11 protein-coding genes are annotated in these 13998 nt (G+C 54.4%); 2 read left to right on the forward strand and 9 right to left on the reverse strand.

Annotated features, from left to right (window positions below):
* Window positions 1-13: 13 nt before the first annotated feature.
* The 7 genes from nusA to pip form a co-directional block, all read right to left on the reverse strand.
* Window positions 14-1636 carry a transcription termination factor NusA gene (gene nusA / locus SLH49_RS15315; RefSeq protein WP_320270034.1) on the reverse strand — a complete coding sequence of 541 codons (1623 nt, stop codon included), beginning with the start codon at window positions 1634-1636 and terminating at the stop codon, window positions 14-16.
* The gene (rimP, locus tag SLH49_RS15320; RefSeq protein WP_320270122.1) at window positions 1636-2211 is read right to left on the reverse strand and encodes a ribosome maturation factor RimP; all 576 of its coding nucleotides are present in this window, start codon (window positions 2209-2211) and stop codon (window positions 1636-1638) included. The genes nusA and rimP overlap by 1 nt, the downstream gene beginning before the upstream one ends.
* Before the next feature lie 510 nt (window positions 2212-2721).
* On the reverse strand, window positions 2722-4272 hold the full coding sequence (locus tag SLH49_RS15325; protein WP_320270035.1) for an ABC transporter substrate-binding protein: 1551 nt from the start codon (window positions 4270-4272) through the stop codon (window positions 2722-2724).
* Window positions 4273-4345: 73 nt separating this feature from the next.
* Window positions 4346-5995 (reverse strand): ABC transporter ATP-binding protein, encoded by a 1650-nt coding sequence (locus SLH49_RS15330; protein ID WP_320270036.1) that lies wholly within the window; start codon window positions 5993-5995, stop codon window positions 4346-4348.
* Window positions 5992-7188, reverse strand: a complete 1197-nt coding sequence (locus SLH49_RS15335) for an ABC transporter permease (RefSeq protein WP_320270037.1) — start codon at window positions 7186-7188, stop codon at window positions 5992-5994. Before SLH49_RS15335 ends, SLH49_RS15330 begins: the two co-directional genes overlap by 4 nt.
* Window positions 7185-8177: an ABC transporter permease gene (locus SLH49_RS15340; RefSeq protein ID WP_320270038.1), complete on the reverse strand. Its 993-nt coding sequence runs from the start codon at window positions 8175-8177 to the stop codon at window positions 7185-7187. The genes SLH49_RS15335 and SLH49_RS15340 overlap by 4 nt, the downstream gene beginning before the upstream one ends.
* A gap of 57 nt (window positions 8178-8234) precedes the next feature.
* On the reverse strand, window positions 8235-9230 hold the full coding sequence (gene pip / locus SLH49_RS15345) for a prolyl aminopeptidase (protein ID WP_320270039.1): 996 nt from the start codon (window positions 9228-9230) through the stop codon (window positions 8235-8237).
* A 63-nt stretch (window positions 9231-9293) separates the two neighbouring features.
* Here pip and ubiG point away from each other — a divergent pair, with 63 nt between their 5' ends.
* Window positions 9294-10034: a bifunctional 2-polyprenyl-6-hydroxyphenol methylase/3-demethylubiquinol 3-O-methyltransferase UbiG gene (gene ubiG / locus SLH49_RS15350; RefSeq protein WP_320270040.1), complete on the forward strand. Its 741-nt coding sequence runs from the start codon at window positions 9294-9296 to the stop codon at window positions 10032-10034.
* A 637-nt stretch (window positions 10035-10671) separates the two neighbouring features.
* Here ubiG and SLH49_RS15355 read toward each other — a convergent pair.
* The gene (locus SLH49_RS15355) at window positions 10672-11994 is read right to left on the reverse strand and encodes a hypothetical protein (RefSeq protein ID WP_320270041.1); all 1323 of its coding nucleotides are present in this window, start codon (window positions 11992-11994) and stop codon (window positions 10672-10674) included.
* 81 nt (window positions 11995-12075) lie between these two features.
* Between SLH49_RS15355 and SLH49_RS15360 the strand changes: the two genes are divergently transcribed.
* Window positions 12076-13182, forward strand: a complete 1107-nt coding sequence (locus tag SLH49_RS15360; RefSeq protein WP_320270042.1) for a helix-turn-helix transcriptional regulator — start codon at window positions 12076-12078, stop codon at window positions 13180-13182.
* A gap of 252 nt (window positions 13183-13434) precedes the next feature.
* On the opposite strand, the gene SLH49_RS15365 is transcribed toward SLH49_RS15360, so the two are convergent.
* On the reverse strand, window positions 13435-13941 hold the full coding sequence (locus tag SLH49_RS15365; RefSeq protein WP_320270043.1) for a hypothetical protein: 507 nt from the start codon (window positions 13939-13941) through the stop codon (window positions 13435-13437).
* Between the last annotated feature and the right edge of the window lie 57 nt (window positions 13942-13998).

Raw genomic sequence — 13998 nt, forward strand, 5'->3', positions numbered from 1 at the left:
CAGAGGCCTGAAATCAGGCCTCCGCCTCCTCGGTCTCGGCTTCGGCAGCTTCGGCCTCTGCCGCTGCAGCCTCCAGATCTGCCGGATCAACCCAGCCCAGCATCACGCGCGCCGTCATAATCAGGTCTTGCGCCTCTTCCAGCGACACATCGAACGGCTCCAGCACACCATCGTCTTTCACACGTTCGCCATCGACAGTTGTCCAGCCACCGGCCAGTTCCCAGTCAGCGCAAGTCGCAAAGTCTTCAAGCGTCTTCACACCATCCTTGCCCAGCGCCTCAAGCATCTGCGGCGTCAGCCCTTCGAAATTGGCCAGGCTGTCTTCAACGCCCAACGCACGGGCCGCCTCCATCGCCTTTTTCGCCTGCTCTTCAAGATAGTCGCGGGCACGGGCCTGCAATTCAGCCGCCGTATCCTCATCAACACCTTCAATCACCAGAAGTTCGTCGATTTCGACATAAGCCACTTCTTCAAGGTTCGTGAACCCTTCAGATACCAGTAATTGGGCAAAGAACTCGTCCAGATCAAGGGTCTCCATGAAGAGTTTTGTGCGCAGCTCAAACTCGGCCTGACGACGCTTGGATTCCTCTTCCTCGGTCATGATATCGATATCAAGCCCGGTCAGCTGGCTGGCCAGACGCACGTTCTGGCCGCGACGACCGATGGCGAGCGACAATTGCTCTTCCGGAACGACCACTTCGATCTTACCGGCCTCTTCGTCCAGAACGACCTTGCTGACCTCTGCAGGCTGCAACGCGTTCACAAGGAAGGTCGGCATATCTTCGTTCCAGGGAATGATGTCGATCTTTTCGCCCTGCAGCTCGTTCACCACGGCCTGCACACGGCTGCCGCGCATACCCACACAGGCGCCGACAGGGTCGATCGAGCCGTCATAGGAAATCACGGCAATCTTCGCGCGGCTGCCGGGGTCACGGGCCACGGCCTTGATCTCAATGATGCCTTCGTAGATCTCAGGCACTTCCATCTTGAACAATTCCGCCATGAATTCCGGTGCGGTACGGCTCAGGAAAATCTGCGGCCCGCGCTGTTCGCGACGCACATCCTTGATGTAGCAGCGGATGCGATCATTGGGGCGATACGCCTCGCGCCCGATCTTTTCGTTGCGGCGCAGCACGGCTTCGCCCGCGCCCACATCGACGATGACGTTGCCGTATTCCTCGCGCTTGACGAGGGCGTTGATGATCGTGCCTGCCTTGTCCTTGAATTCTTCATACTGCTTGTCGCGCTCCGCCTCGCGGACCTTTTGCAGGATGACCTGCTTGGCCGATTGCGCGGCGATCCGGCCCAGCTCAACGGGCGGCACTTCCTCGATGAATTGCTGACCGACTTCGGGATTTTCCATATACTGCTTGGCCTGCTCGACCGTGAATTCAGCCTGATAATTCTCAAGCTCTTCATCTTCGACGACAGTGCGCACACGGGTAAAGGTCGCGCGGCCGGTCTTGCGGTCGATGGACACGCGGATGTCCATCTCTGCGCCGTAACGCGACTTGGCAGCACGGGCGAGCGACTCCTCCATCGCCTCCACCACGAGGCCCGGTTCGATATTCTTTTCTCGGGCCACTGCCTCGGCCGTTTGCAATAGCTCCAACTGGTTGGCTGACGTATACGCCATTAGGTGTTCTCCTCACCTTCTATAATTGTTTCTATCTCATCAAACTGGGTTTCGTCGATCTGACCTGCATCCTTGCGACCGCGCAGCACATCGCGGATCAGCTCATCCGTCAGGACAAGTTTCGCATCCGACAGCCAGTCAAACTTCAGGCCAATTGTGCCTTCGGAAATGGTGATCAGGATCTCGTCGCCTTCCGTCCCGGCAAGCTGCCCTTTGAACCGGCGGCGCCCGTCGATCAGCTGTTCGGTCTCGACCTTGGCCTCAAACCCTTCCCAAAGATCGAAGTCTTTCAGCCGGGTCAGCGGGCGGTCGATCCCGGGGCTTGAAACTTCCAGATTGTACTCATCCAGAATGGGGTCTTCGACATCCAGAACAGCGCTGAGCGCTGTCGAGATTTGCCCGCATTCATCCACTTCAATCTGGCCATCAGGGCGCTGCACCATGATCTGCACCACGGTGTCCTTCCCGCTCATCATCCGCACACGCACAACTTCGAACCCCATGTCCTCAACAACAGGGGTCACAATCTCGGCGATGCGGCGGTCGATAGCCGCTTTGGCGATCAGATCGTTCATATCTTTCATAAGCACAAAAAAACGGGCGCGCGGCCCGTTGATCTTTCCCGGTGGAGCCTTGGGGGTGGAAGCCGAGGCGCCGCTTTCATCGCTCATATACGGAACCGTCTGCGAGTCTGCAAGAGGCAAGACAATGCGCAATCGTATTTGAGAGGAAGCGTATGCGAACTCGTATCGTCGAGGCACGTGGGAACAAGGTTCGGCCCAGCCAGAGCTCGTCGTCCGGCCAGTGGCGCCCGACGATACGAAGTCACATCACCGCGAAAGGATGATCGTCGAGAGCCAAACAAAATAGCCCGGATCAACAACCCTCTTTCGAAGCGTCAAAGCGTTGTAATCCAGTTCGTATTCGAAACTACGTCTACAACAACACTCGCTAACAATTTGAGCTTAATTGACACCACGTGAACCTGCGTTGAACAGTTGGTTAAGAAGTGGTTAAGATCATCATTTTTCACAAAAAACCCCGCCTACTAGGCGGGGTTTTGATGTTGTCTGGGTGAGAGCAGTTTATGCGACAGACCAGCGTTCTGCCATCCGGGCATTGTCCATCTGCCAGAGGTTACCCACAACCTCGGGCGATGCGATCCGGTTGTTCACGGCCTGCACGTAGTTCGCAAACATCGGCACCAGGACGCCACCATCATCACGCAGGATCTGCTGCATCTCGAAATACTGCTCGCGCCGCTTGTCGGTATCAAGCTCAGCGCGCGCCATCAGCAGCAGTTCCTGGAATCGGGCGCTATCATTGCTGTCCCATTGGCTGTCATTCCATGGAACACCAGCCTCATAAGCGGTTGAGAACATCCAATCCTCGGTCGCGCGGCCTGACCAGTAAACGGCGGAGAATGGCTTGTTCAGCCAGACATTCGACCAGTAACCGTCCGCAGGCTCCTGCACCACGTTCAGATTGATGCCACCACCAGCAGCCGACGCCTGGAAGAGCTGTGCGGCATCCACCGCACCCTCAAATGCGGCGCTGGACGCGCTGATATCGATGTTCAGGCTATCAAGGCCCGCCTGCTGCAGATAGAACTTGGCCTGATCTGGGTCATATTCCAACTGCTCCATTTCCGCATGGAAGAACTGGTTGGCGGGTCCGATAGGCGTATCGTTCCCGACCATCCCGTGACCGAGCAGGATCTTATCCACCATTTCCTGCCGGTTGATACCGTATTTCAGCGCACGGCGGACATTCACATCGTTGAACGGCGCCGTATCGGTCAGCATTGCGAACGTGTAATGCTGGTTACCGGTGACTTCCTGAATACGCAGCTGCGGATTGGCTTTCAGTAAGGCTTCGGTCTTAAAGTCGATCCGGTTGATCGTATCAACCTGACCGGTCATCAGCGCGTTCATCCGAGCGGTGTTGTCATTGATAGCGATATATTCAACCTCATCAAAGAAGCCTGCTTCGTCACCTTTGTAGTGGTCGGGGTAGCGGGTCGCGACCATGCGCACGCCGGGATCGAAGGATTGGACCTGATAAAGGCCGGTGCCGATACCGTTCGCGATCGCCTCGTCGATCTGGCCTGCAGGGAAGATCAACAGGTGATAGTCGGACATCAGGTATGGGAAGTCTGCGTTGCCCGAGGCCAGTGTGAACTGCACCTGGAAATCGGTCACTTTCTTCATTTCGCTGATTGATGCAACAATCGGCTGTGCCGCCGATTTTGCGCCTTCAGCTACATGCATCTGCAGCGATTCAATCACGTCATCAGCGCCGAAAGGCTTGCCGTTGTGGAACGTCACGCCCTGGCGCAGGTTGAATGTCCAGGTTTTAGCGTCAGCGGAGGCTTCCCAGCTTTCGGCCAATTCGCCGACGAGCGATCCATCTGCTGCGACCTCGGTCAGACAGTCAAAAACCGTCCCGTGGGCCGAGGCGATCATGAAAATATCGGAATGGGTACGGCCATCCCAGCTATCAGACGTGTTCGCGCCGCCCAGACCGGCCGTCAGTTTGCCCCCGCGTGTCTGGGCGCGCAGCTTCATGCCAGAAAGGCTGAGCACGCCAGCGGCGGCACCTGTTTTCAATAGACCGCGTCTACTAATTCCATTCATCTTGTCGTTCTCCCTGTTGGTTTGCGGGGTGTCCCAACACCCGCATATCTTTCACCAAGTCTGGTGATTCTGGTTACATCTTATCAGCAGCAGCATCGCCAATGTTATCAACTCCACGTTCCGCCAGCAGATTGGTCAGCCAATCCGGGTCCATTTCCGGCACAGATGACAAAAGCAAATCGGTGTAGGCGTGATGGGGCGGCTTGAACATCTCGGCCTTCTCGCCCTGTTCCACAACGCGGCCATCCTTCATCACCACGACCTCATCAGCGATGGCTTTGACCGTCGCAAGATCGTGCGTGATGAACATATAGGTCAGCGACAGCTCATCCTGCAAACGGGCCAGAAGACGCAGGATGCCTTCGGCGACAAGCTGATCAAGGGCCGAGGTGACCTCATCACAAATGATGAATTTCGGCTCAGCCGCAAGGGCACGCGCGATCCCAATGCGCTGCTTTTGACCACCTGAAAGTTCTGATGGCAGCCGGTGGTAGTATTTTGACGGCTCCAGCTCGATCTGATCGAGAAGCGCATCAACCTTTTTGCGGCGTTCTGCCCCAGTCAGGCCCAGATAAAACTGAACGGGCCGCGCAATGATCTGACCAATCGACATGCGGGGGTTCAGCGCGGTATCGGCCATCTGGTAGATCATCTGCACCTGGCGCAGCTGATCCTTGGTCCGTTTGCGGTAATCGGGCGGCAGCACATCGCCATCCAGCAGGATATGCCCGGATTTGGGCGGCAGAAGCCCCGTAATACAACGCGCCGTGGTCGATTTACCCGATCCGCTTTCGCCCACAACGGCAACGGTGCGGCCCGCATGCAGGTCAAAACTGACATCATGCAGCACCGGTACTTTGCCATAGGCCGCATCGACGTTTTGCACGCTCACAACTGGCACAGCACCGGTTTGAACCGCCGGTTTGCGTGGACGTTCAAAACTGCGCACCGCCCAAAGCGACTTGGTGTATTCTTGTGTGGGCGCCGCAAGCATGGTGCGGGTATCGGCGGTTTCGACCTCATCACCCTTGAGCAGCACCTTGATCCTGTCCGCCATTTGCGCCACGACCGCCAGATCGTGGGTGATGTAAATGGCAGCGGTATCAAACTGTTCCACAATGTCGCGGATCGAGGCCAGGACCTCAATTTGCGTGGTCACGTCCAAAGCCGTTGTTGGCTCGTCAAAGATGATCAGGTCCGGGCGGCAGGACATCGCCATCGCGGTCATGCAGCGCTGCAACTGTCCGCCCGAGACCTGGTGCGGATAACGGAAACCGATTTCGTCGGGATTGGGCAGGCGGAGTTTGCGATAAAGCTCCATCCCGTCGTCAGCGCTCTCGCTTCGCTGCATCACGCCATGCTGCACCGGGCCTTCAACATGCTGGTCGATCAGCTTGTGGGCGGGATTGAAGCTCGCCGCCGCAGATTGCGCCACATACGCGATGCGTTTGCCCAGCAAGGCGCGCTTGGTTGCGGCAGAGGCCGTCAGCAGGTCAATGCCATCAAACTCCACGCTACCGCCACTGATCCGCACACCATCGCGGGTATAGCCCATGGCGGCGAGGCCCAATGTCGACTTGCCGGCACCGGATTCGCCGATCAGACCCAGCACCTCGCCCCGCGCAAGCGTCAGATCGACCCCGTTAATGATAGGCGTCCAGGTCTCATCGCTGCGCCCTTCCAGCTTGATGTCCCGGATTTTGACAAGAGGTGCGTCGCTCATTCCTTCAACCCCGATGAGCGGTAGAGCATCCAGTCCACCACGAAATTCACTGCCACGGTCAGCAAAGCGATGGCTCCTGCCGCCAGCAAGGGGGCGGTTGCTGCCAATGGTGCAAAGGCCGCAAAATTCACGAAACCACCCAGATCACGCACCATCGTGCCCCAATCGGCTAAGGGCGGCTGAATGCCCACGCCGAGGAATGACAAGGCGGCAATCGTCAGGAACACAAAACAGAAACGCAGGCCAAATTCGGCCAGAAGCGGCGCAGTCGCATTCGGCAGGATTTCCTTGAACATTAGGTATCCTAAACCTTCACCACGCAGCTTCGCCGCCTCGATGTAATCCATCACAACGATATTCTGCCCAACGGCGCGTGCCAGGCGGTAGACGCGGGTGCTGTCGATCACCGCGATAATGACGACCATAAAGACGGTGAGTGGGATGCCCAGTTCGGGCGCCCAGACGCTCGCAATGGTCATCAAAAGCAGCGCGAAGATCAGCGACGGGATCGCCATCAGCACATCGACCATCCGCGACAGGACCTGATCTAGCCAGCCTCCGAGCGTGGCCGCCAGAAAACCAAACGTCCCACCCAGAAAAAATGCTAGAACCGTTGTCGCAAAGGCGATACCAACCGTGTTTTGCGCGCCATAGATCAGGCGGCTCAGAATATCGCGCCCGATCTGATCAGTGCCAAGCGGGAAGTCGGGATTGCCGCCCATCGCCGGGTCTCCGCCGGGTATGATATTCGCTGCCACGCCTGGAATAATCTGCTCTTGCCCGTACGGAGCAATGGCACCGGCAAAGATCGCCATTACGGCATATATGATGATGACCAGCATGCCAAACGCCGCCGTCAGTGGCATGGAACGGAACATTCGCTTGCTGCCCGTCGTGCCGACGCTGCGACCCAGCAGGCGGAAAATCCATGCGGCAATTGCGAAAAGGATGAACCCTTCAATGGCAATGCGTAGAAAGAAGAATTTGTTGGCTATTTGCGGATCTGGGCTGCGGCCCTGGATATAGGCCCAGATCAGCCAGGCAAGCACGACAACACCCAGGATATAACCATAGGCGACACCAAAGGACATGTCTCGGAACGCTGGCGCATTGCCCGTCACGCTCTGCCCCGCAAACCGAAATCCCCAAGCCAATATGGCCATAGCGACAAGGGCTGCGACAAACCAGATCATTTCGGATGCCTCAATCGTGGGTTTGACAGGATCGACATAATGTCAGCCGTCAGGTTCAAGAGGATAAATGCGGTCGCAAAGATCAGGCAACAGGCTTGCACGACGGGTATGTCACGGATCTTTACGCTATCCACGAAAAGCTGACCGATGCCTGGATAGACAAATACAACCTCAACGACGACCACACCGGTGATCAGGTAGGCGAGGTTCAGGGCGATCACATTGATGATTGGCGCCAAGGCGTTGGGAAAGGCATGTTTGACGATCACCCGCATGGGCGACAGGCCTTTCAGCCGCGCCATCTCAATATAAGGCGAAGCCAACAGGTTTATGATCGCCGCCCGCGTCATGCGCATCATATGTGCCGTCACGACCAGCGTCAGGGTTAGCGCGGGCAACATCGAAGCGATCAGCCGGTCACTAAACGGCATGCCTTCGAAGATGTTCGACAACGACGGCAGGAGCGGGTTCAACACTGCCAGAAACAGGATCAGGATATAGGCCAGAAAGAATTCCGGGCTTGAGATCGAAGAGAGCGTAAAGATGTTCGTCGCCCGATCAAAGACCGTGTTGCGGTAAAGTGCGGCAAGAATGCCAAGAAAGATCGAGAACGGCACCGCAATTGCAGCGGTGACAAGGGCCAGAAACATCGTGTTGGCAAAACGCGGTGCGATCTGCTCGGCCACTGTGGTTGCACCTGAGTTGGTCCCGCTGAAACTTGCGAAATTGGCTTGCGCAAAGCTTGACCCGAAATCGCCGCGCAAAACGCCGCCCAGCCAATCAAAGTACCGCACAACCATGGGCTGATCGAGACCAAGATCACGCTCAATCGCCGCGACAGCCTCGGGCGTGGCACCTTGACCCAAAATCGCCTGTGCAAAATTGCCGGGAAGCAGGTTTACGGCCACGAAGATGACGATCGACACAATCAACAATGTCAGTGCACCCAGCGCGACACGCTGGAAAATGATCGTTAGGACATTGCCCAAAGTGACGTTTCCCCGTTAGTACCGTGAACTTTAATGGCATTTTTTCACGTGTAAACCCTAAAGAAAGAGCTTTGCACGTTGCGCGCCCATCATGTCCATTGTGCGTACCAGTTCAGCACTAATTCCCGGTTCTGACAATGCATGACCCGCTCGTCCGATCAAGGTTAGTCGGGACTTCGGCCATTTCTTCGATAGTGTATGTGCCGAGATCGGCGGACAAATCATGTCATAACGGCCCTGCACAATGACGCCGGGCACGTCTGCGATCCGCGCCATTTGGTCGGGATGCAGAATCTCCTGACCATCTTTCAAAAAGCCCTGATGATAGAAATAATGGTTCTCAAGCCGGGCAAAGGCGCGGGCATAGTCGGCCGGGCTTTCGCCCGTCACGCCGTCACTGTCGATGGAGGCAAGCGCGTTCTCCCAGGACGCCCATGCACGTGCATACCGCGTCTCAAGCGGGATATCCCCCGAAAAAAGACGTCTGTGATAGGCGGCGATCAGATCGTCTCGCTCATCCTCAGGGATCAGATCGACAAAGCGCGCCCAAAGCTCGGGCCAGAACTTGCCCGCGCCGCCGCCATAGAACCAGTCAAGCTCTGGCTGGGTCATCAGGAAGACACCGCGCAGCGTGAGCGCGGCCGCGCGTTCAGGATGCGTCTGTGCATAGATCAGCGCAAGCGTTGCTCCCCAGGAGCCACCAAAAATAATCCATCGGTCGATACCCAGTGTTTCCCGGATCAGTTCGATGTCCGAGACCAGATGCCAGGTTGTATTCGCCTCTACAATTGCATGGGGCCGCGACCGACCACATCCGCGCTGGTCAAAGAGCACGATGCGAAACATATCAGGGTCAAAATAGCGGCGCATCGCGGGGCTGCAGCCACCACCCGGTCCGCCATGCAGCACCACAACAGGCACACCATCAGGGTTGCCGCATTGTTCGACATAGATGCGGTGGCCATCACCTACATCCAGCATCCGCTGATCAAACGGATCAATGGGTTGGTAAAGATGCGCATTGATGCGCTTTTGTCCTACGACTTTGTCCATGCACGCGTTATATCCTGTCTTGAAAGCAGAAACCATGACTGCTGCGCAGTTCGAGGCGACTAAATGTCATCCATAACCGTTGATACTTCCGAGATTGCCAAATTTGAGGCGATGGCCGCCGAATGGTGGGACCTGAACGGCAAGTTCAAACCGTTGCATATGATGAATCCGGTGCGGCTGGATTATATCACGAACCAGATCGCGGCAGAGTACGGACGTGATCTGACCCGGCCCAAACCTCTTCAGGGGCTGCGCATCCTCGATATCGGATGCGGCGGCGGGCTTTTGTGTGAGCCGATGGCCCGGCTTGGTGCGACGATTGTCGGTGCCGACGCCGCCGAAGGAAATATCGAAGTCGCGAAAATTCATGCTGCACAATCTGGGCTGGATATCGATTACAGACACACAACGGCTGAGGCTTTGGCTGAAGCAGGCGAAGTCTTCGACGCAGTCCTGAATATGGAGGTGATCGAACATGTGGCCGACCCGCAGGCCTTTCTGACGGCGTGCCAGACCCTACTCAAGCCGGGCGGTATCCACATCTGTTCGACCATCAACCGCACCGCCAAGAGCTTTGCGGCGGCAATCGTCGGCGCCGAGTACGTGATGCGCTGGTTGCCAAAGGGCACGCATGACTGGCGTAAGTTTATCACCCCGGATGAACTTGAAGCGATGCTGGGAAACGCTGGCCTGGCCATGGTTGATCGGCAGGGATTTGTGTTCAACCTGCCCGGCTTTTCCTGGTCGATCTCTGGCAGCGACCTGTCGGTCAACTACGTGACAGCGGCGACAAAACCGGCTTGAGCGGTCGTGCTGATATCGCTAACCCTAGGAAAACCTGACACCGGCCAGGCGATGCAATGCTGCGCCAGAGCCAGTAAATAAATCTATCTTACTCAATCCAACTAGGGACTTAAAAAACAACTGCGCGTAAAGAAAAAGGTTGAAACTGTTTAAGTGGATTTTGAGCGAAACCCTATGTGCAGTTCTCCAAGGCCGGATTACCCAATCCAGTGCATAGAAAAGCATGTGATTCGTTAGGTAACAAGAGTCAGCTATGTTCAGTCGAAAGCCAAAAATGTCCTTATTATTAATACTACTAGTCATCAATGTTCGGAAACAATTGTTCCCCAAAACGGAACTACCTCGAACGAGTTTATCGCAGTTTTGGAGGACTGAGGAAACCAGTTGGAAGCGCATAGTGAAACCATCCAAAGCTTAGAGTCTTGGCGTAAGCGGTTCGGCGAAAATTATTTCGTTCCTTTTGAGACTGAGGTTGCCATTCTATTAGAGAAATAGAATGACAATCCTTAGTTTGTCACCAATTGACCCAGCTAAACTGTTAGACATGCGCCCACTGAGATTCACCATTTCTATGCGTGAAGCCTCCAAAGCAACCCAAACATATACTCAACAGGTGAAATCCTAGTTCAAGTGCTGATCAACTTGCTCGGGCATGACGTGTTTCTTCTTCGCTGTTAATGTTGATCGTTGAGTTGCCAAAGACCTTCTTTTTCGAGTTTACGTCGGAAAACCCCATTATTGTTGAGGCGAACGCATCTGACGCGGCAGACGTAATCGGTTCATATGCTTGTTCTACGCTCCAGCGGAAGCCCTCGCCGCGCCGCCAACGATTCAAGAAATCGGGATATTCCGTCCCGGCATTAGTGTTTACACCTACCGCTCCTGAAGCGCAGGTGAAGCCACCCTGAATAAAGAAGGGTGCCGTTTTTGCTCCCCAGCACGCAGTACTATAGACCATGCGCAGACGATCCCCAATGCCAAGATTCTTGAGTTCCCCCTCTAGCTTTTCACCCGACACGTCCGAAAATCCCGTGCCGTTGTCACTGGCCAGTCTAAGTGCGCCGGACTTGAACCCGTGGCAGTGCACAATCATATCAATCTCACGGATCTGGGTATCGGTAGCCAGTTTGCGAAGATTGCTAATGATATTACGCAGGCTCGCCTGCCGATCTTTTAGAGCGATGATCGTCGCATATGATCGCCGTAATTTCTCCATGGCTTGCGTGATACCTTGGTCATCTAAGAACTCATACAGCCAGTTCCAATCATTTGGGCTTATGGCCAATGACGAGAAAACTAGCAAAGCTCGATCATGACGATCATTTACTATATCTTGGTTTGGGTAAGTCGATAACACCGGTGTGTTCCATGCGACTTTGGTGCCGTTCCATCTGTGCTCGGGACGTTCATCGCGCCAGGCCCAAAGTCCTTCAAAGCCGCCGGGCGTCAAGTCCCATTCAAGGCGCCCTTTAGTCTCACCATTGGTGAACGTACCCCGGAGAATACCACTACTCTCGTCGAACTGCGCGTCGATTGTACCCTTATCCCCGTAATCGCCCCAAACAGCCTGCCTGTCTTGCTTAAGGCGAACTGGACCAAAGTCGGTTTCATAGGTTCCTTCGTAATATGCATTAGACAAATGCGGTCGCTCATCTTTTACGAGAGTGCCATCCCACTCCGAGCGTGGTGTTGCGTTGTTCCAACCCCAAACACCGTCAAATCCATCTGCGGTACGAGTAAACGAAAAGCGACCCGTCCGCGTACCGTTAGTAAACGTGCCTTCAAGCCGCGCTGTTCCAGGCGCAATTTTTCCTTCGATTCTGCCTCGGTCGCTGTAGTCGCCAACGACATTTCGACCTCGCTGAATCATAGACACTGTGCCAAATCGTGTTTGAAAAATACCAGTAAAATTAGTCATTGCTTTCCCTTCAAATCGCTCCAAATCGAACAAGGTCAGCATTGTTGAGGTCTGCTTTTCACTCAATAGTGCAAATGCCCTATTTGGTGGAATGCTATATTTGACGGAAAATCAACTGGATATATGATGAACTCTAAGGTTTTTGAAGCGCAGAAAGCACTTTTGACGGTGCATGACGCAATGAACGATGATGATTGGATTTCGCAGGTTATCGATGCGTTGGAGCCAATACTAGGGACCGAAAGGCTTTACTTCTTAGAACCTTGCAGATCCATAAAAGATGATGGCAGCCCAGATGAACGAATTTCTGTTAAGAGCCGTTCATTGGGCGTCACTTTCGAACGTGGCATTAGCTCTCATTTCTGTGGCTACGACTCGGGCGGATACAGTAGATTCAAAGATGATTACGCGACTTACTTGCACCGAGCAATACGACTAGCAGGGACTGGGGCTTTCAATGATACGCATCTTTATTGCCCGTCATTGCGCGGGGCGATGGAGATCCAACAGGAAGTGTTTCGACCACTGCGGATTGAGCGGCAGCTTGCGCTCTCGGTACCAGAACGACGGGGCGAAAGCATGCTGATAGCGGGCTACGATCATAGAGAAGCGCCGGATCCTAACGATACCAGGAATAAGGCTCTAATTTATCTACTACCCGCCTTTGAGGCTGCAGTTGGATTTCGTCGGGCACTAAAACAGGTAGAGATCGAAGCAATAGACGCTTGCACTCAACATCAGGCTTTTGCGTCGATTTCGCTAGATGGTGAAATACTATTCTTGAATAACTGCTTTAGAGAGCACCTTGCGGCACAGCAGCGTCGTTTTGATCTAATGGCCGCTGTTAAACGCTTTGCCGCACAATTGGCGGCGTTGGCGGTGAAAGATGTCGATCATTCTACACTCCCTGTGCAGAGCTTGACAGTTGATCACGTGCGTTATCGTCTTCATGGACGGCTTGTTGAATCTACTGATCACCTCCAGCCTCAGGTTCATGTGTGGCTCAGGTGCGGTGCCAAGTCAAAAGTAGATCCTTATTTGTCTAGTGCATTTGGACTTACGTCTCGCGAACTGGAAGTTGCTGCCCTAATTGTCGAGGGGTTGCGTGACAAAGAAATCGCACGTCATCTATGCATCAGCCCCAATACAGTTCGGAGGCATAGTGAAGCACTGTTACGTAAAACTGGATTGACCAGTCGCTCGGGTCTTGGGACTTTGCTGTTCAATTAACTTCAAAGGATGATTGAGATATAACATCTCAAATTCGACTAGATATATAACTGTCATGTCAGATAATGCAACTGTGTACTCAAATGAGTTTTGGCTATAAATAGTCTCAATCTCAGCTATGAATTTTCGTGCTAAGAACAAATATCCCTAATTGGATCGGTGTATTTTGATTCGATCTCGCGAGGATCAGTTTGCCGGGATGCCGCATACAAACCTAAAGCCGTCCCACGAGACGGTTTTTTCATTTCCACTTCAACCACTTTTCGAAAGGAGACAGGCATGTCCACTCTTTCTATTTTTCATCCGCTGCAACGGACATATTGCTGAGTATTTCCCTGAACGCGCCCTGTTTGTGTCCAGCCCTGTTTCTATTGGACACTTTTGAGCAGTGTTTCTGGGATAGACGAGAATGAAGGCGGGGATATTGCGATTGGGTTGAATTGGTTCTCTGCCCCAGACGCGGATGACGAGACTGCACAAGGCGTAGATCAGGACAGCCAGCCCTCTGTTGTTTCTGACAGCGCAGCCAAAATCTAAGATCAATCCAAGTTTCTTTTCGCCGATCAGATACTTCTTCCCACGGGTTTGCCAGCATGCACACCTATCAAGAAGGTCATAGCCTGCGAAAAGGCTGACGGCGTAGATCCGTTCCTTCTGGAATTCGCCGTCAACATCGCAGGCCAGGATGGCGAACCGCTCGCCTACGTCGAAAACGTGGTGCCCGGCCTGTCGGTGCAAGTGATAAGTCAATTCCTTCAAACCTGGTTTGGTGAGGGGGACGATCGCAAGATCGCATTTATCCTGCAGGGAAAACCA

The sequence above is a fragment of the Cognatiyoonia sp. IB215446 genome (genome assembly GCF_033963825.1).
Lineage (GTDB): Bacteria > Pseudomonadota > Alphaproteobacteria > Rhodobacterales > Rhodobacteraceae > Yoonia.